General features: G+C 46.4%; 18 protein-coding genes and 1 tRNA gene. 11 read left to right on the forward strand and 8 right to left on the reverse strand.

The window, feature by feature from the left end; genetic code table 11:
- Nucleotides 1-29: 29 nt before the first annotated feature.
- Both CHA6605_RS11220 and CHA6605_RS11225 read left to right on the forward strand, forming a co-directional pair.
- Nucleotides 30-242, forward strand: coding sequence for a ssl0294 family protein (locus CHA6605_RS11220; protein ID WP_015159574.1), 213 nt, complete (start codon nt 30-32; stop codon nt 240-242).
- A 325-nt stretch (nt 243-567) separates the two neighbouring features.
- A complete protein-coding gene (locus CHA6605_RS11225) occupies nt 568-855 on the forward strand; it encodes an RNA recognition motif domain-containing protein (protein WP_015159576.1) in 288 nt (95 codons plus the stop codon).
- 261 nt (nt 856-1116) lie between these two features.
- Here CHA6605_RS11225 and CHA6605_RS31550 read toward each other — a convergent pair whose 3' ends face one another.
- From CHA6605_RS31550 to CHA6605_RS11240, 3 genes are all read right to left on the reverse strand, one after another.
- The gene (locus CHA6605_RS31550) at nt 1117-1680 is read right to left on the reverse strand and encodes a hypothetical protein (RefSeq protein ID WP_051038823.1); all 564 of its coding nucleotides are present in this window, start codon (nt 1678-1680) and stop codon (nt 1117-1119) included.
- 319 nt (nt 1681-1999) lie between these two features.
- The gene (locus CHA6605_RS11235; protein ID WP_015159578.1) at nt 2000-2980 is read right to left on the reverse strand and encodes an RNA polymerase sigma factor, RpoD/SigA family; all 981 of its coding nucleotides are present in this window, start codon (nt 2978-2980) and stop codon (nt 2000-2002) included.
- A gap of 465 nt (nt 2981-3445) precedes the next feature.
- Nucleotides 3446-4678 carry a DUF445 domain-containing protein gene (locus CHA6605_RS11240; RefSeq protein WP_041547925.1) on the reverse strand — a complete coding sequence of 411 codons (1233 nt, stop codon included), beginning with the start codon at nt 4676-4678 and terminating at the stop codon, nt 3446-3448.
- A gap of 134 nt (nt 4679-4812) precedes the next feature.
- Here CHA6605_RS11240 and CHA6605_RS11245 point away from each other — a divergent pair, with 134 nt between their 5' ends.
- The 6 genes from CHA6605_RS11245 to CHA6605_RS11270 all read left to right on the forward strand — a co-directional run bounded on the left by CHA6605_RS11245 (nt 4813) and on the right by CHA6605_RS11270 (nt 10437).
- Nucleotides 4813-5040 (forward strand): hypothetical protein, encoded by a 228-nt coding sequence (locus tag CHA6605_RS11245; protein WP_041547926.1) that lies wholly within the window; start codon nt 4813-4815, stop codon nt 5038-5040.
- 73 nt (nt 5041-5113) lie between these two features.
- Nucleotides 5114-6559 carry a GAF domain-containing protein gene (locus CHA6605_RS11250; protein WP_015159580.1) on the forward strand — a complete coding sequence of 482 codons (1446 nt, stop codon included), beginning with the start codon at nt 5114-5116 and terminating at the stop codon, nt 6557-6559.
- Entirely contained in the window at nt 6556-7005 is a 450-nt protein-coding gene (locus tag CHA6605_RS11255) for a response regulator (RefSeq protein ID WP_015159581.1), read from the forward strand. The genes CHA6605_RS11250 and CHA6605_RS11255 overlap by 4 nt, the downstream gene beginning before the upstream one ends.
- A gap of 140 nt (nt 7006-7145) precedes the next feature.
- Entirely contained in the window at nt 7146-9056 is a 1911-nt protein-coding gene (locus CHA6605_RS11260) for a hybrid sensor histidine kinase/response regulator (RefSeq protein ID WP_015159582.1), read from the forward strand.
- A gap of 29 nt (nt 9057-9085) precedes the next feature.
- Nucleotides 9086-9937 (forward strand): hypothetical protein, encoded by an 852-nt coding sequence (locus tag CHA6605_RS11265; RefSeq protein WP_157259964.1) that lies wholly within the window; start codon nt 9086-9088, stop codon nt 9935-9937.
- 8 nt (nt 9938-9945) lie between these two features.
- Nucleotides 9946-10437 (forward strand): PIN domain-containing protein, encoded by a 492-nt coding sequence (locus tag CHA6605_RS11270; RefSeq protein WP_015159584.1) that lies wholly within the window; start codon nt 9946-9948, stop codon nt 10435-10437.
- A gap of 24 nt (nt 10438-10461) precedes the next feature.
- Here CHA6605_RS11270 and CHA6605_RS11275 read toward each other — a convergent pair whose 3' ends face one another.
- The 3 genes from CHA6605_RS11275 to CHA6605_RS11285 all read right to left on the reverse strand — a co-directional run bounded on the left by CHA6605_RS11275 (nt 10462) and on the right by CHA6605_RS11285 (nt 12973).
- The gene (locus CHA6605_RS11275; protein WP_041549151.1) at nt 10462-11931 is read right to left on the reverse strand and encodes a DNA phosphorothioation system restriction enzyme; all 1470 of its coding nucleotides are present in this window, start codon (nt 11929-11931) and stop codon (nt 10462-10464) included.
- A gap of 175 nt (nt 11932-12106) precedes the next feature.
- Nucleotides 12107-12191, reverse strand: a tRNA-Ser gene (locus tag CHA6605_RS11280).
- Between the two features lie 317 nt (nt 12192-12508).
- On the reverse strand, nt 12509-12973 hold the full coding sequence (locus CHA6605_RS11285; protein WP_041547928.1) for a glycosyltransferase family 2 protein: 465 nt from the start codon (nt 12971-12973) through the stop codon (nt 12509-12511).
- Nucleotides 12974-13019: 46 nt separating this feature from the next.
- Here CHA6605_RS11285 and CHA6605_RS37255 point away from each other — a divergent pair, with 46 nt between their 5' ends.
- Genes CHA6605_RS37255 through CHA6605_RS34060 form a run of 3 tightly spaced genes read left to right on the forward strand, consistent with a single transcriptional unit; the run spans nt 13020 to nt 13905 of the window.
- Complete coding sequence (locus CHA6605_RS37255) at nt 13020-13097, forward strand: transposase (RefSeq protein ID WP_422678767.1); 78 nt, start codon at nt 13020-13022, stop codon at nt 13095-13097.
- 24 nt (nt 13098-13121) lie between these two features.
- Nucleotides 13122-13610, forward strand: coding sequence for an IS5/IS1182 family transposase (locus CHA6605_RS11290; RefSeq protein WP_051038825.1), 489 nt, complete (start codon nt 13122-13124; stop codon nt 13608-13610).
- Complete coding sequence (locus tag CHA6605_RS34060) at nt 13600-13905, forward strand: transposase (protein ID WP_086936215.1); 306 nt, start codon at nt 13600-13602, stop codon at nt 13903-13905. The genes CHA6605_RS11290 and CHA6605_RS34060 overlap by 11 nt, the downstream gene beginning before the upstream one ends.
- Here CHA6605_RS34060 and CHA6605_RS11295 read toward each other — a convergent pair.
- Nucleotides 13883-14956, reverse strand: coding sequence for a nucleotidyltransferase domain-containing protein (locus CHA6605_RS11295; protein ID WP_157259965.1), 1074 nt, complete (start codon nt 14954-14956; stop codon nt 13883-13885). The two genes, CHA6605_RS34060 and CHA6605_RS11295, sit on opposite strands and share 23 nt — an antisense overlap.
- Nucleotides 14883-16493: an ABC transporter ATP-binding protein gene (locus CHA6605_RS11300; protein WP_015159587.1), complete on the reverse strand. Its 1611-nt coding sequence runs from the start codon at nt 16491-16493 to the stop codon at nt 14883-14885. The genes CHA6605_RS11295 and CHA6605_RS11300 overlap by 74 nt, the downstream gene beginning before the upstream one ends.
- Between the last annotated feature and the right edge of the window lie 194 nt (nt 16494-16687).

Raw genomic sequence — 16687 nt, forward strand, 5'->3', positions numbered from 1 at the left:
CCAACAGACCTACTAGCCCGATCGATCTTATGCTTTTGAACGAACTGACACCTATTATCAAAGAATTGGTCGCCGAACCAGTCGCTTTTTGCAGTGGTTTCATCTCTGGGGCACTGCGGCTCAATCTGACTGACGATCCCGTCAAAACATGGCTCGAAAAGCAAGCAGGATTTACACCGACAAATACCCAAACTGGGAGTAGCGTTCGCCGCTCTGGGCCACAATCGATCGACATTGACTAGAGTCTTGATAAGTAACTTTACTCATTTAGCTTTACCGCCGTTGTTGGGGATCGCCAAATATTAGGAAAACTTACCCAACTTGTAATGTAGATAACTCATAAAAATTGAGTAAATCGGGTATGATAAAATTATTAATTACTAGTTCAGTTCTACAGTAGGTAATTTTCGAGATTAGATAGCTACCTATCCAAGTTAGTCGATCCCAAATCATCGATCTACCCTCAGTAATCTATCAGACTTAGTTCCGTCGCCTTGTTGCTAACGTTCGACTAAAGTTCTGCTAACTGCACAGTATAGTTTCTCGTCCAGCTTTACAGTTTCTCACATGACCATTTATATCGGAAACCTTTCCTACCAAGCCACCGAAGAAGACTTAAAAACAGTTTTTGAGGATTATGGCACAGTCAAACGAGTTGTACTCCCCACAGATCGTGAGACTGGCAGAATGCGCGGCTTTGCCTTTGTTGAGATGTCCGACGACGCCAACGAAGATAACGCAATTACCAATCTCGATGGTGCAGAATGGATGGGTCGTTCTCTCAAAGTTAACAAGGCACGTCCTCGCGAAGAAGGTGGCGGTCGCGGCGGTGATTTCCGCAAGCCTAGCTACTAAAATCTCCTATTACCCAATCGCGGTAAAGACGGCGATCGACATCTGCGTCGATCGCCGTCATAAACCTAGTTGTGGCAATTTGTCAGCAAGATAGGAAGGGTGAAGGTTACTGCTACCTTCACCCTTTTGTTATCAGGATTTACAGGATTTGCGGCTCGCGCTCTGGATGAAACCTCCAGATTGAGCGAGACAAGACAGAGGATTTGCAGGATTAGGTTATCGGTGCTATTGCCGATCCCCTATTACCTATCCCATACATTACTATCGCTTTGGCAATTGTTGTTTGCAAGCAGCGAGGATGCGGCGATCGTTATTACTAATTTGGCGTAGTTGCTCATAGGCAGGCTTACCAAGGATTGGCTTTGTACTAGCATTCAAACCATGATGGCGATCGAGCGCGAGGGTAAAATTAGAACGTTGACTATTGAAGGGATCGATGAGTGTCCCATACAGGCGGGAGCCTTTAAATTGCCCGTAAAAGCAACTAAACTCCGATCGAGGTAGATAAAAAGCACCGATCGTTTTTTTGCCGAACGTTTCAAAAATAATATATTCTTTACCTACCACATTAGGTTGGAGGGATTCACCATACAGGTAGATGCCATTGGCAGTGGGATTGGAAATCGAACGAGCGAGCGGCTGAGACAGTACTTGCAGTGTAGTAAAACTAGCAACTACAGTTAATGCCGCGATCGTCAGTGTTGCCAACCAGCTTGTTTTGGCTGCGGCAAAGCGATCGCAATCGCGTGAGAGCGAGCGTAAACACCAACCCTTTCGCGAACGGCAATCGATCGTCATATCACAGAGTATAATCAGAAATGACACGGTGTTTTAAGCTAGTTTTTGGCTGTCGATGGCGATCGAATATTTTCTAGTTAATCGCTCGACTCACATCTAATTAAATAGTTCAAAAATCGCTAATAAATAGATGACACTTTGTCTGAAATACATCATTCATTATGGCTCTAATACTATTATCTAATATTTATTGAGGGCTGTAACTGCCAACCGATAGATTTAGCTAATACCGATCGAGATATTAGCTAAATCTATCGAATTTTTCAATAATTAATTACAATAATGCAGACATAAAAAGATGGGGTAGAGCGCAAAGCTCTACCCCACTATTAGCCATCGGCTGTGGTTAACTGGCTACATAGTCGCGGAAACTGCTATGACGGCGGCGGAAATGAGAGAGAGCTTGATGCTCCAATTGCCGTACCCGTTCGCGGCTGAGATTGAGGATTTCCCCTACCTTAGCGAGCGATAGTTCCGTACCACCTTCTAAACCAAAGCGGAGATTGATGACTTCTCGTTGTTGGCGGGTGAGTTCGTCGAGAGTGGATTGGAGTTCTTGACGCAGGGATTGTTGGACGGTGTATTTCTCGGGCGAGATCCCGCCATCTTCGAGTAGCTCCGAGAGTTCGGTATCCTGACGATCTCCAACTTTCGCATCGAGCGAGATTGGTTGGCGAGAGAGCGTCAAATAATCGCGAATCTGTGCGGGTTCGAGTTCTAGCGCGACGGCAATTTCTGCTGATGTCGCGCTGCGTCCGAGTTGTTGGGACAACTCGCGTTGGGTTTTTTTGATTTTGTTGAGTTTTTCGGTAATATGAATGGGTAAGCGGATCGATCGACCTTGTTGGGCGATCGCGCGGGTAATCGCTTGGCGAATCCACCAGTAGGCATAAGTTGAGAACTTATAACCTCGGCTGGGATCGAATTTCTCGACACCGCGCTCCAATCCGAGCGAACCTTCTTGAATCAGATCGAGAAATTCGAGGTTGCGCTTTTGGTATTTTTTGGCGATCGCAACTACCAGTCGCAGGTTGGCTTCGATCATTTTTTGCTTGGCTTGACGACCTTGGCGTAATACTCGATCGAGTTCCGCTTCTGAGATCGTGGCTGCTTGCGCCCATTCAGTTTTGGTCGGCGGACGATTGAGGGTCTGCTCTAAGCTTTCCTCGATGCCTTTTAAGAGCATCATTTGTTGCACTTGCTTACCATAGCAAAGCTCTTGCTCGTGGCTGAGCAGAGGAACGCGACCGATTTCGTGAAGATAGGTGCGTACCATATCCCCTGTAGATCTTGGTTGAGCGACCGTTCGAGTTTTTACACTAGGCATGAGTTTCTATTTAACTCCTTTTACAAGTGGCTGACGAAACTTTTCCCACACTACGCTAGTTAATCTACACTTCCCGATTCGCACTTTCCGCAAAAGCTGCAAAAAAGATCGTAAAGAATAGAAATCATGCGCATCGATCTGGCTGTGGTTTGCGATGAAGTTTAAGCTGGGATTGGCCTTGAGGCTGTTAATTATCTAGACGTAAATTAGTAGATTAAAGTTCTCCAGTATCTAAAAACATAGCAGTTTTTCCGTTCTGGAAAACTTAATTAATCATTAAATTAGGCTCGATCGCTTTAGGCTCGATCGCTTTAGGTTTTAGGTTGGAGGAGAGAGGGAAGCGAGGAGATAGAATAGTGTTTGGAAATTTTTTAGAGTCAATCCCGATCTCTATTTTGTAGATTTTCAGGAAGTATAGCAAGCAAAATCCAAAGCACTTTCCCCCTTCAATAAAGCTCGAATAGCTCAACGTTGAAACCACAAAAAGCCTGTCTGCATTAAACCGACGAGAAAACCTAAGACGCCACCGAGATTGACAATGCCTTGGAGTTCGCTTTTGACGATGCCTTGAATGCCTGCTTCTAACTCGGCGGGGGAAGTTGCTTTGACGCGATCGATTATCACTTGGTCGATATTCAGGATCGGAATAACTTGGGTGATGATTTGTTCGAGATCGCGTTCGAGATAGCGATCGATAATGATGGCAAGTTCGGCACTGACGACATCTAAAGATGATGTCAAAATCGTGGAGTTACGCAACCGACCGATGACCACATTGGCAATGCCGTCCCAATCGACAGAATCTGTCAAGCCTTGGATCAGTTCGACACCTTTGGTTTGCATGTAGCTGCGGACATTGGTGCTAATCGTTTTGCGGAGTTCTTTGACGGTAGAGACGGGTAAATTTTGGAGCGAAAGATCGCGTAATAATTCCTGAACGCGATTGCGGATATTGAGCGCGACAATGAGTTGAGAAATAATCTGGTTGGCTTTTTCGCGATCGTCTAAACAGAATGTCCGAAACCGATTGAGGGCATTTTTGACGCCAAAAAGATTGGCAACTACCCAATAAGTACCGCTACTTTTTTCGCGCAAGCCTTCATCGATGACTTGAATATTGCGATCGGTCAAAAAATCGATCAGGGCAACCCGCAATACTTCTGGCGGTAAAATAACATTAATTAACCAGTCGGCTAGTTGTGCGGCTTGTCCGTCGGTTAGCTCGAATTCGAGGATCAAGCGATCGAAAATCTGGTTGATTTGTGGCTCTAAAAAGTCGGGTTTGCGCGCTAGCACTCGCAGCCAGCGCGGAAAGGATTCGCCGAGTAAATCTTTGAGAATATTGGCGAGCAATTTAACGGTTTTTTGCTCTTTGTCGGCTTGAATCTGTTCTAGCGATAATTGCAGTAGCCAGGTAATTGCGGCTTGTACCCGCTCTACCTCTAGCAATCGCTTGGCGATCTTTTGCAGTTCTACTGGGGTGAGCAACGAACCCATAATCGTATCAGAAATCCGCGTCGCCAGTCGCTCCTGATTGCTGGGGATCAATCCAGGGGTAAACGGAAGTTGATATTTACCAATGTATTTGGCTGTATAGGGCCGAAATAACATTTTGATTGCAACGTCATTGGTAAAATATCCGACAACGGCACCAGCTAGAGGTGGTGTCAAATAGAGCCACAGTTGGAACAGGGACAAGGGATTTTCGGGATACAATCTGAGTTGATTCTACAATTATACCCAGTGTGAGTTAGATCGGTTGAGGATGAGGATTCCACACTGCTAGTGGCGGTTGTCCGTAGCAGCGGTTTTTCAAATTGACGATCGCTGCTATGGGCGAGTTCGATTGGGACATTTTAGTCCGCGAAGACTTTAAGACGATTATTAAAACTTTGTATAGGCTCGATCCTCAGGTACAGATTATGATGATGAGTGGGTTGGCAACCGATCGGGCGGTGACGAACGCGACTGATGAATGTGTCAAAGCCTTTGTAGCTAAACCTTTTACCGCCCTAAAATTGTTGAAATTGCTAGCTAATTTGTGCGCGAGCAATCGCTAGATCTGGAGCAAATCGGGGCGCAATTGGCGATCGAGGTCTCAGCTAAAATTAAGGAGCTACATATGTTCGAGTTATGACTCCAGAAGTATTGGCACAATTACGCGCTCTGTGTCGAGATGAAGCAGCTTTCGATCGGCTGCAAGCGATTTTAGCCGATCGCCTCCAACCTTTAGAACGGGATTTAACTGAGGCACAGTTCAAATTAAACCGTCAGAAAGCCCTGTTTGAAGTTATTACGCGCCTGCGGAGTCCTTTGGAACTAGAAGTCATTTTTCAATCTACTGCTGCTGAAGTGCGCCAACTCCTAGCAGCCGATCGCGTGGGCATGTTTCGCTTCGATCCCGATGCCCATTGGAATGATGGTGAATTTGTATCTGAAGATGTCGATCCAGATTTTAATTCAGCCATGGCTACCAAAATCCACGACGATTGTTTTGGCGACAGGTTTGCGATTGATTATCAGCATGGGCGAGTTCAGGCGGTGACGGATATTCATAGCGCGGGCTTGAGCGACTGCCATATCAAGATCCTGTCCCAGTTTCAAGTTCGAGCGAATTTGGTCGTACCCCTATTGCAAGGCGAAAACCTGTGGGGATTGCTGTGTATCCATCAGTGTCGCGCCCCGCGTGAATGGGACCCCACCGAAATCGAGTTTGCCACACAGATTGCCCATCATTTGGGAGTCGCCCTCAAACACGCCGAACTATTAGCCAAACTCCAAGCCGAAATCGTCGATCGACAACAAGCCCAGCACCAAGCTCAAGAACTCAATCAAGGCTTGCAGCAAGCGATCGTCGAACTCAGATCGGTCAATAAAGAACTCGAAACCTTCAGTTATTCAGTTTCTCACGATTTGCGGGCACCTTTACGCAGTATCGATGGCTTCAGTCAGGCATTACTCGAAGATTGTGTCGCGCAATTGGATGAAACAGGGCATGATTATTTGCGCCGGATTCGAGCGGCAACCCAACGGATGGGACAATTAATCGACGATTTGCTAACCCTCTCACGGGTGATTCGGAGCGATATGCACCGAGAAGTTGTCAACTTGAGCCAAATTGCCACTCAGATCTGCACCGATTTACAACTAGCCCATCCCGAACGGCAGGTAGAGTATGTCATCCAACCTGATTTAGTCGATCGCGGGGACAGTCGCTTGCTGTCTGCGATGCTCGAAAATTTATTAAATAATGCCTGGAAATTTACGGCCAAAACCGATCGATCTATAATTGAATTTGGCGCAATTGGGTCGCAATCTATAAAGGAAGATAAAGCAACTACGCCCTCAACCTACTTCGTGCGCGATAATGGTGTAGGGTTCGATATGACATATGTGGGTAAATTATTTTCTCCCTTTCAGCGATTGCACAGTGTCAGTGAATTTCCTGGCAATGGCATCGGCTTAGCAACCGTACAGCGCATCGTGCATCGCCATGGCGGGCGCGTCTGGGCTGAAGGAACTATCGGACAGGGTGCTACGTTTTATTTCACACTTACCACAGAGGAAATGGCGACATGAGCGAGCGCGCCGATCGGAAGGTAATATTACTCGTCGAGGACAATCCCGACGACGAAGCACTCGCAATTCGCGCGCTCAAACGCCATCACATTGGTAATGAAATAGTCGTCGCTCACGATGGCGTCGAAGCTCTAGACTACCTGTTTGGCACGGGCGTGTATCTGGGGCGAGATACAAATAACAAGCCATCTGTGGTCTTGCTCGACTTAAAACTACCGCGCATCGATGGCTTGGAAGTCTTACGTCGCCTGCGGGACGATCCCCGCACGAGATTTTTACCAGTGGTAGTTTTGACGACCTCCAGCGAAGAAGGAGACGTGCTAGATAGTTATAGTCTTGGTTGCAATAGTTATATTCGCAAACCCGTCGATTTTATCCAGTTCTCCGAAGCAATTAGGCAATTGGGAATGTACTGGTTGTTGATGAACGAACCACCACCAGTTTAGCAAAAGGGGGAGACTGGGGAACTGGGAGACAAGGGGACTCACAGAGAAGAGAACTAGTTGATGTTTTCTTTACTCATTACCCAACCCTAAAGCCCAATCGCTCCCAACTATCAACTATCAACTATCAACTATCAACTACCATGAATCCCCAATTAAAAATACTCATTGTCGAGGATTCAGAGGACGATTTGCTGTTGCTGCTGAGAGAATTGCGGCGTAGTGGTTATGTCTTAGACTATATGCGGGTGGAGACTGCCGACCAAATGCAGGCGGCACTAGAGCATCAGACTTGGGATATCGTCATTGCCGATTACACATTACCTCGGTTCAGTGCGCCCGAAGCATTACAATTGCTTCAGCACCAGCACCAGGATCTACCATTTATTATTGTCTCTGGGACGATTGGCGAAGAAACTGCGGTTGCTGCCATGCGAGCGGGTGCTCATGACTACCTACTCAAAGATAACCTCGCGCGGCTAGTTCCGGCGATCGAACGGGAATTGCGGGAGGCGCGAGAGCGACAAAAACGACTGGATGCCGAACAAGCCTTGCGGGAGAGTGAAGAACGCTTCCGGCAATTGGCCGAGAACATTACGGAAAGTGTGTTTTGGATATCCGACCCCACCGCACCGCAAATGCTTTATGTCAGCCCTGCTTACGAGCGAATCTGGGGACGTTCTTGCGCGAGTTTGGCGACTAATTTTATGGAATGGATCGAGGCTATCCATCCAGAAGATCGGCAACGCATTCATACCAGCTTTTTCGAGCATTCGCTAGCAGGCAACTCAGATCGAGAGTATCGGATCGTGCGGCCCGATGGTTCGATCCGCTGGATTCGCGCTCGCGGCTTCCCAATTAAAGATCGTGCGGGCGTACCTTACCGGGTAGTGGGCATTGCCGAAGATATCACCGAGCACAAATTGACAGAAGCAGCCCTCCGGCGCACCGAACGCCTCGAAAGCTTGGGGACACTAACTAGTGGCATCGCCCACGATCTCAACAACGTTTTGACGCCGATTCTGGGCATTGTCCAACTGCTGCCGCTCAAAATTGCCAACATGGATGAATCGACGCAGGGATTGCTGCAAATTCTCCATGACAGCACGCAGCGGGGGGCCGATTTGGTCAAGCAAATTCTCTCGTTTACGCGCGGGATTGAGAGCAAGCCGACCGACACGCAAGTCCGCGAGCTACTATTAGAACTTCAAAAAATCATCCAGCAGGCATTTCCTAAAAATATCGAATTGTCGATCGATCTGGCTCCAGATTTATGGACGATCGAAGCTGATAGCACCATGTTACATCAAGTATTTATGAATCTGTGCGTTAATGCCCGCGATGCCATGCCTAATGGGGGAAAATTAGCGATCGTGGCTAAAAATTTCCCGATCGATGAAAGTTACGCGCTGATGCACTTAGAGGCTCAGGTTGGGGCTTATATCACGATCGAGATTGCCGATACGGGTACTGGTATCCGACCAGAAATACTCGATCGAATTTTCGATCCCTTTTTTACGACCAAAGAAATCGGCAAGGGTACGGGACTAGGACTATCCACCGTCATTGGCATCGTCAAGGGCCATCATGGCTTTATTAATGTTGATAGTGAGGTTGGCAAAGGTAGTCGGTTTAAGGTCTACTTACCCGCGACGGCGACGAGTACCGCCGCACCTGCGGTCAAAACTGCACCGCCATCGGGACAGGGTGAATTAATTTTGGTGGTGGATGATGAGGTGGCAATTCAGGAGATTACCAAGGTAACTCTGGAGACGTATGGTTACCGCGCGATAACTGCTAGCGATGGGATTGAGGCGATCGCATTATATGCCGAGCACAAGCAGGAAATCGCGTTTGTATTATTAGATATGATGATGCCATTATTAGATTCCGAGACGATTATTCGCACTCTGTCTCAGCTCAATCCACAAGTCCAGATTATTGCCATGAGCGGGTTGGCAACCAACGAATCGGTGCGCAAAACGATGGGTGAGGGCGTGCGCGCGTTTTTAGCCAAACCTTTTACTGCTGCGGAGTTATTGAAACTGTTGTAAATTTGGGGCTGCTCGACGGCAATCGTCAATTGACAGACAGTTTACTAATTAGTAAAGTTGAGATCTGTATCGATGCCGCTAACTACATGACAATCGCTACTTTTCCTAAAGAATTATTCGCTATTTCCGAACTGAGATTCGATCGAGAAGCGTGGGCTTTACCCAATCGCGAAATGTGGACTTTTCCCAATCGTCCGAGCGCACTAGTTGCCGATGAATCGAACCTTTCGGCTGATACCGATGTCCATAATCTGAAAGGTGCTGCCAGAGTTTTAGCTACCGTCAGAAAGATTTTTCGCGTGGCTAAATCCAGATATGGATGGAGCGATAGTAAAATTGAAGACTTGCTATGTAAATTTTACCAGGATTCGAGCTTTGATGGTCTAGATTCGATTGCGAGGACGCTGATATTTGCTGAAGCTATCCATAATCTAGCCTGGTTAGCTGAAAAATCTTCAGATTTTTCTTTTTGGCTCAACCTAAATTCCAGTCAGCGTGAAGTTCTTTTCTCTTATGCCAGCCAGTTACGTGACGATTTATCTAAATTCAGCCAGCTAAACTTACAAACTCGCCTTGACTTATTTAAACGTTCTTTCCTTTTTAAGGTTGATTTCAATCGGTTGTTTTTGGAATGCCTAGAGAATCGTAAGAAAGTGGTAGATAATGCCGATCGCATGGAAACAATTTTTGAAAAGTCTAAAATCCAACAAAATCGAGTATTGAACTTTTCAAAGATGACTCAAGCCCAGCGAGATCTGGCGATCGAACATTACCAAAATATCAGGCAATCAAATATCGATCGCCTTACTCCAGAAGAACTCGACAAGTCTAACAAGCAGTTCGATCGTGCCTTTGAGCAGCTTGAAGAGTCTAGGAATTAAGATCGTCAATGATTGTTTTTCTAGATACTAATGTGCTTGGCTTACTTGCTAAACCAATTAAATCTTTTGAGGAGTCATCAAATGAATCTTATCGAGTGCAACAGTGGTTCTATGGCTTGCAATCGCGTGGAGTTCGCGTCATAACTTCCACACTTTGCGACTATGAATTTCGGAGAGGCTTACTAGAGCGATCGGGCAACGCTAACCAGCTTGCACCAGGGGTCATAGAATTAGATATTCTGGCCGAAACAGGAATATTAGAATTCATTCCTGTCTCTAGAAAAGATGCAATTTTAGCCGCTCAAATGTGGGTTGATGCACAAGCAGATGGGCGACCTACTAGCGACAAGAAAAAGATCGATATTGACGTAATTATCTCTGCTCAATGTCTAATATTACAACAAGATAATCCAGGACAGTCAGTTGTTATGGCTACTACGAATATTAAGCATATTTCGAGATATTGTGAAGCTGCTAACTGGCAAGATATTAAGTTCTAGTACTAGGATCGATTATCAATTAATTTAAATATCTAGTAATCCGTAACGTTTCTGAAGTGCGAGCAGTTGGGTTCTAGCAGCCGCAGAGTTGTCGGCGAGATCGGCAAATTCAATCAGGCGCAGGAGTTCTTTCTTGAGTAAATTACGTTCGATCGCGAGAGTATCCCGATCTAATTCTGGTGGCAAAACGACCATATCATATAGGGTAGCCCGATCCTTGCCGACATCCGGTCGCAGAATTCGTCCTCGGCGTTGGATAAATTGACGGGGATTAGTGCTGCTGGCGAGAATGACGGCATGTTTGATGGCGGGGATGTCGATGCCTTCATCCAAGCACCGAATCGCGACTAGTCCCTGGAGTGCGCCAGATTCAAACTGCTGGCGGAGTTGTTCTCTGTCGGGGAGAGATGTGGCGGCGGTGTAAGTATTGACGCGATAGCCGAGTTCTTTGCCGAGTAGCTGGGTAACTGCTGCGAGTTGTTGGGTGCTGCTTGCACTGAGCGGAGCCGACATGTCGCTGCTACCATCGCCACAATAGAACAGGGTGTGACTGGTGTCGAGGCGATCTTGCATCAAGGTTTTGAGCGCGACGAGTTTGTTCGCCGCCGCACCAATCAGGCGCGCGCGTTGCATTAGTAAAGGCGTCAGATCTGGCGTGTCGAATTCATTGTAGCTAGGAACGCGATTTTGGCTATTGTAAATGAGTTTGCGGGCGATCGCGCGACTGAGTTGGAGATATCGATCGCTTTCATCTGGAGTCAGTTCGACAAGGATCGGGTAGTATAAATAATGAACGAGCGCACCTTGTTCGATCGCGTCTTTGAGGGTAAATTCGGGCTGTAAGATGTCTCCAAAGTATTCGAGGAGATTTTGGGTACCGCTCTCGTCATAGTGGCGTTCTGGAGTGGCTGAGAGAGCGAGCCGCAAGCCAACATTGCGGGGCAGACTGGATTCGCGCTTTTTTGCACCGAGGTTATGCACTTCATCGCCGATAATTAAGGTGCGATCGGGTAAATACTTAAGCTGAGATTGAAATCCAGCGGTAATTAAAGTTTCATTGGTAGTGACGATCGTCAGAAATTTTTGTTGTCCGGTATGGATTCTGGCGAGTTGATAGGAGAATTTGCCCTGCCATTTGTGGATGCTTTCGCAGGCAAGAACCGGATCGAGATTGAACTTTTCACACTCTCGCCCCCATTGATTGACAAGGTGTCGAAATGGGCAGATGACGATGAGGACTTGCAGTCCGATTTGTTGGTACAATTGATGCGCGATCGCTAGTGCCGTAATGGTCTTACCGCTACCTGTCGCCATTTTGAGCGTGCCGCGACCTTGATTTTTAAACCAATTAGAAATAGCTTGCTGTTGGTACGAGCGCAGTTTTAATCCTACGGGTAACTGCGGACATCCTGGCGGAACTGGCTCGATTTGATAGCGGATCTGCGCTTCGGCGACGGCTACCAAACGGTTGATACTATTCAATTCCGCCACCATCGTTAATTTGCGATCGGCAGCTACCTTCGTCACTCGATAAATATTGTTAGAGTCGATCGACACCACCAGTCACCGAACAATGTTCTTTTTTATACTATCACGTTCGATTTTCTTCGCACTAGTGTCAAGATCGAGACCGATCGATTACTTTGTGACTCAGCTAAGATTATTGCAACGGAAAGGGTGAGATTCGAACTCACGGAAACTTGCGCTTCATCCGATTTCAAGTCGGACGCAATCGACCACTCTGCCACCTTTCCAAGTGTAAGTAATTCATATTAACACGATTTTCTACTCGATCGAAACCAGTACGGGCGCAAAATTCTGGGCTGCTAACCTTTTTGTTCGCAATAGCTAGCTCGCAAAGATCGCGCTCAGTAGCCGCCAAACATCATCTGCGAATAGATTTTGACGGTTACCGATGTCAAGAGTGACTTTAATTCAAACGAGAGCGGCTTGGTAGTTGCGGGATCTGAACTTAGCTTCACTGGAGATCGGAAGTTGAGGAACGTACCAACCGATGAACGAGTGATAATCCTAATGCCACAGCCGAGCGGAGATATTCGATAGGTTGTAGTTAGCAATTGGATATTTCTGGCAAAGAGTTTGCCAAGCCATGATTTTGGTGACGGCGACTATCTAGTGACTGTTTGAGCATTCTTAAAGTGTAGCGATTACCTAGCTCTATTTGATTGGTAATATTCCGATCGTGACGGCGATAAAACAAAACTGTGTTCGGACAAGTAGCGATCTCGATGCCCAATTCTCTCGCCCGCATAAACCAATCCCAATCATCAGAATATTTCAGATCTCGATCGAAATTGCCAACTTTATCGAATGCCGATTTTCTGAACAATGATGTACCTAATGAAAGTACTCGTTCGGGTGCAATATTGCAGGGAGATTGAGTCGCTCCATTTATTAAATCGATCGAATGAATTTTTTGATGATGGCCTAAGACAACTTCAACTGACGGATTTTTAGCCAAAATATCTAATTGCAGGGCGAGTTTTTGTTCATGCCAAATTATGATGTCGGTCATTCAGGGGATTCTATATGTCTTGGTTACTAGTTGCGCTTGGCGGTTAATGCCAAAGGAGTATCCGCCCTCGTCAACTGTCTACTACTACTTTAGCAAATGGCGCAAAGATGGCACTTGGAAGTGAGTTCACGACTATTTAGTAGGATGGGTGAGAGTAGCACAAGACCGAGATCCTAGCCCCAGTGTTGCCAGCATCGATTCACAAACAGTACCCACAGCAGTGATGGTTCATGATTCAGTTGGCTATGATGCTGGGAAGAAAACTAAAGGGCGAAAACGCTTCACGATGGTGGATACATTAGGGCTGCTGCTAATGGTAAAAGTAGTTGCCGCAGACGTTCAGGAACGAGATGGTGCAAAACAATTGCTTACGAAGATGAACGAAGAACGTCACAGAGTTCCTCGACTAGCTCGGATCTGGTTTGATGGTGGTTTCTCTGGTCCAGATTTCCTCCACTGGGTGATGGATATTTGTCACTGGATTGCGGATGCGCTCCGGTCGGGTTCCCCCATTCGTGACAAGTTAAGGCGCGATCGCAATTGTCAAGCACGTTTGGCGATCCTTCGATCGACCGTTACATCAGATATTCAGAGATCGAATACATTAGCACTATCAATCGAGTTTTTTGATATATAGTGAGACCGAACCAACAGCCACGCTATATATGGGTGTTGACATTCGATCGAAAACCTTAACTTGTCACAGATGGGGTTCCCCGACCATGGAAGCGCACCAAGCAGTTGATGTGGTCTTACGACCTAATGGGAGTAAAGGTTTTGTTCTTTTACCTAAACGCTGGACAGTTGAACGAACTTATGGCTGGTTGCATTGGTGTCGTCGTCTCAATGTTGATTATCAACGTTTACCTGCTTCTTCAGAGGCTTTCATCCACATTGCCATGATTCGACTTATGCTACGGAGACTTGCTTAAACATTTTATACTCCCCGTATTTCCAAACATCCTCTAAAATCTGCCAGTCAATTAGTTTACTTTTACTACATTTTTCTAGCATAAACGGAGGTAATGGTAAATCCAAAAGATCGTGACTGATGCCAAGTCCCATCAGGAATAGTCGTTGAGTACGTAACTCAGCGGCTATTTTCCAGGCCAAGTGCCAATTTAGATCGGGATAAGCTTGAATAACTTGGGCGACATCGCAGACTTGCTTAAAAGATATATCAGAATAAGAGTCCTTAGCAATATTGAGGGCTTGAATCACTAAGGTTAACTCAGGTGAGAAAGTGTTAATTTGCTTACCCATCAAATCAATCTGCATCAGATTTTCCCATTGGCGATCGAACCGATCGAGATTTAAAATTCTTCTGGGTGGAATTCCCCAGTGCAAGTCAATCCCACGTTCTGGATTGCTATGTAGTAAAGAGAATTGAAACCGCTGATTAAACATAGTTGTCTCAGGATCTCGATAAACCAAAGGAATTTGAAGCTGCTCGTTAAACAAGTCAATTTCGCTTTGTTTGGAGAGCGGCGATCGATAGCCGCGATCGACCAAAACTGCTTTTGCCTGCCAAAAATCTTGGAGCCGGACGAGGATATCTAAGTCATTAAATTGACGGAGTGCGACATTCCCATAGACAGACGCGGCCAGACTTGGCCCTTTAAAAGCGATCGCTTTAATTCCCGCAGACTCAAGTAGTGCCAGAACCTGCAATAATTCTTTGCTCTGAGCGATATTATTGAGTCCATTCATCCGGTGCAAATTTTGCAGTTGCACCATGACCGATCGTGGTACCAATTTGCCATCATTAGCACCGTGTTCTGCAATGGCAATCTGTTTGAGACTCTGATACAACAACGGCATCACACCTCGATCGATCGCTGTTTGCACCAGAACTTGCCAATTTAGATCTGGTGTGAGCAGACTAATCACCTCACGCGCAGATGTTGTATTAAAGTACAATCGCAGACAGTTGAGTAAAACTACTGCTTCTGACGTTGCTAGCAATGGAGAAATAGAAGACATTATTGATAATTCTTTGCTTGAGTTTCAAATAAATGGGCGCAGGTACCGCCTTTTGCCATTGTCCGCCACTGAGTTCTTCCCCACCCTTAAACCACTTACCCAAGAGAGTTTCGTAGCCTTGTGGTAGCTGCTCGATCGTGCGATCGGCACCAGACTGGCGAGCAGCTTGGGCAATTCGTGCGGAGTCTATCGGCAGCTCGATATTGCCCATCCAAATATTGTCTGCCACCGTGAACTGGTAACGGGTAAAGTCCTGAAAAATCGCCCCAATCTGACGATGTAAATCCGTTACTGAAAATTGTTTCAAATCTATCCCATCGATCGTAATCCGGCCATCGGTTGGATCGTAGAGACGACAGAGCAGTTTGGCTAAGGTTGTTTTGCCAGAACCATTTTCCCCCACTAGGGCAACGATTTCGCCCGGTGCAATGCTCAGATTCACTCGCTCGATCGCTTGGCGAGTAGAATTTTGATATCGAAAGCTAACATCTTCAAAGACAATGCCCTGTTGGATCGGTCGCGGTACTAATTTAGGATCGGCGGGTGTAACGATCGTGGGCTGGAGTTCGAGGAACTCAAAGACATCGGCTAAAAAGAGGTTGTTTTCGTGCAAACCGCTTAAGCTGGCGAGCAAGCTTTGAACCGCACCTTGCCCCCGTTGAAATGCTTGACTGTATAACACTAAATCGCCTAACTGAAACCGCCCATAAATCGTTTGATGAATGATAAAACCATATGCTGCCAACATTACCATGCCACTACAGCCCTGAGCGAGCAGTTGAAAGCTGGCTTGCCGAGTGAGAATAGCAAGTTTTTCGCGAAACGGTTGCCCTCGGATGCGAGCGAACCGCTCGATCGACATATTACCTAAATTGAATAAACGAATCTCCTTGGCTGGTTGAGAACCTAGTAATAAATGCCCCAAATAGTTGGCTTTGCGCTCTACCTCAGTCTGGTGGCGATGCCAATTATACATAACTTTCGATTGGCGCAACCGCACGACCATTGTTGGCACAGCCGCAACTATCAACACACAAATGAGTCCCCAATGCAGCGAAATCAACAATCCCGCGATCGCCAGTAGTGTCACCGCACCTTGTCCGCCAGCAGTCAAGTTATTGAGCATTCGCGTGGGACGGTGCGGTGCTTCCCACTTAGCACGTTCCAAAATATCTTGATAATGCGGACTTTCGTAAGCCTCTAGATCGATTTCGATTGCCTTTTTATACAGGAGTATCTGCATATAATCAGTCACTCGTTGCGATCGCGTTTCCGAGCAGATCTGCGCGATTACTGCCGAGAAATGAGTCAACAACATCACTATTCCAGCATCGATTAGCAAAAATAGAATGTGACTAAAAATCTGGGTTTTATCGGGGAGCTTCAGACTCAGGGCAATATTATCGACGATCGATTTAATAATGTAGAGTAATGCGAAGGGTAACGTACTCTGAATGGTCGTTACCACCACATGAGCGGCAGTCCAGCCTGGAGCACTCTTCCAGACTAAACTAACCGCACGTTTAATTTTCAGCATTGAAATGCGTCAGGATTCGGGTTTAGGCTTAGTTGAAGCTAAGCTACCACAAGAAGTCAGATCCGTCTAATTTTAGTATTAATTCTTATTTGAAAACCACAGGGGGTAGAAAGTAGATGGGTAGATGGGCTTGTTACTATCGCGTTCGCGTAGCATCTGCCTGCCTACGGCCATTAGTGACAAGTTAAGAAGCG

The organism is Chamaesiphon minutus PCC 6605 (genome assembly GCF_000317145.1).
GTDB classification, from domain to species: Bacteria; Cyanobacteriota; Cyanobacteriia; order Cyanobacteriales; family Chamaesiphonaceae; genus Chamaesiphon; species Chamaesiphon minutus.

Bases quoted from the DNA above. Each gene is read 5' to 3' on its own strand.
- CHA6605_RS11300 (WP_015159587.1), bottom strand. From the start codon at position 16,493: ATGCTGAAAATTAAACGTGCGGTTAGTTTAGTCTGGAAGAGTGCTCCA.
- CHA6605_RS11285 (WP_041547928.1), bottom strand. From the start codon at position 12,973: ATGACCGACATCATAATTTGGCATGAACAAAAACTCGCCCTGCAATTA.
- CHA6605_RS37255 (WP_422678767.1), top strand. From the start codon at position 13,020: ATGCCAAAGGAGTATCCGCCCTCGTCAACTGTCTACTACTACTTTAGC.
- CHA6605_RS11245 (WP_041547926.1), top strand. From the start codon at position 4,813: ATGGGCGAGTTCGATTGGGACATTTTAGTCCGCGAAGACTTTAAGACG.
- CHA6605_RS11255 (WP_015159581.1), top strand. From the start codon at position 6,556: ATGAGCGAGCGCGCCGATCGGAAGGTAATATTACTCGTCGAGGACAAT.
- CHA6605_RS11220 (WP_015159574.1), top strand. From the start codon at position 30: ATGCTTTTGAACGAACTGACACCTATTATCAAAGAATTGGTCGCCGAA.
- CHA6605_RS11235 (WP_015159578.1), bottom strand. From the start codon at position 2,980: ATGCCTAGTGTAAAAACTCGAACGGTCGCTCAACCAAGATCTACAGGG.
- CHA6605_RS11295 (WP_157259965.1), bottom strand. From the start codon at position 14,956: ATGTCTTCTATTTCTCCATTGCTAGCAACGTCAGAAGCAGTAGTTTTA.
- CHA6605_RS11270 (WP_015159584.1), top strand. From the start codon at position 9,946: ATGATTGTTTTTCTAGATACTAATGTGCTTGGCTTACTTGCTAAACCA.
- CHA6605_RS11225 (WP_015159576.1), top strand. From the start codon at position 568: ATGACCATTTATATCGGAAACCTTTCCTACCAAGCCACCGAAGAAGAC.
- CHA6605_RS11275 (WP_041549151.1), bottom strand. From the start codon at position 11,931: ATGGTGGCGGAATTGAATAGTATCAACCGTTTGGTAGCCGTCGCCGAA.
- CHA6605_RS11260 (WP_015159582.1), top strand. From the start codon at position 7,146: ATGAATCCCCAATTAAAAATACTCATTGTCGAGGATTCAGAGGACGAT.
- CHA6605_RS11250 (WP_015159580.1), top strand. From the start codon at position 5,114: ATGACTCCAGAAGTATTGGCACAATTACGCGCTCTGTGTCGAGATGAA.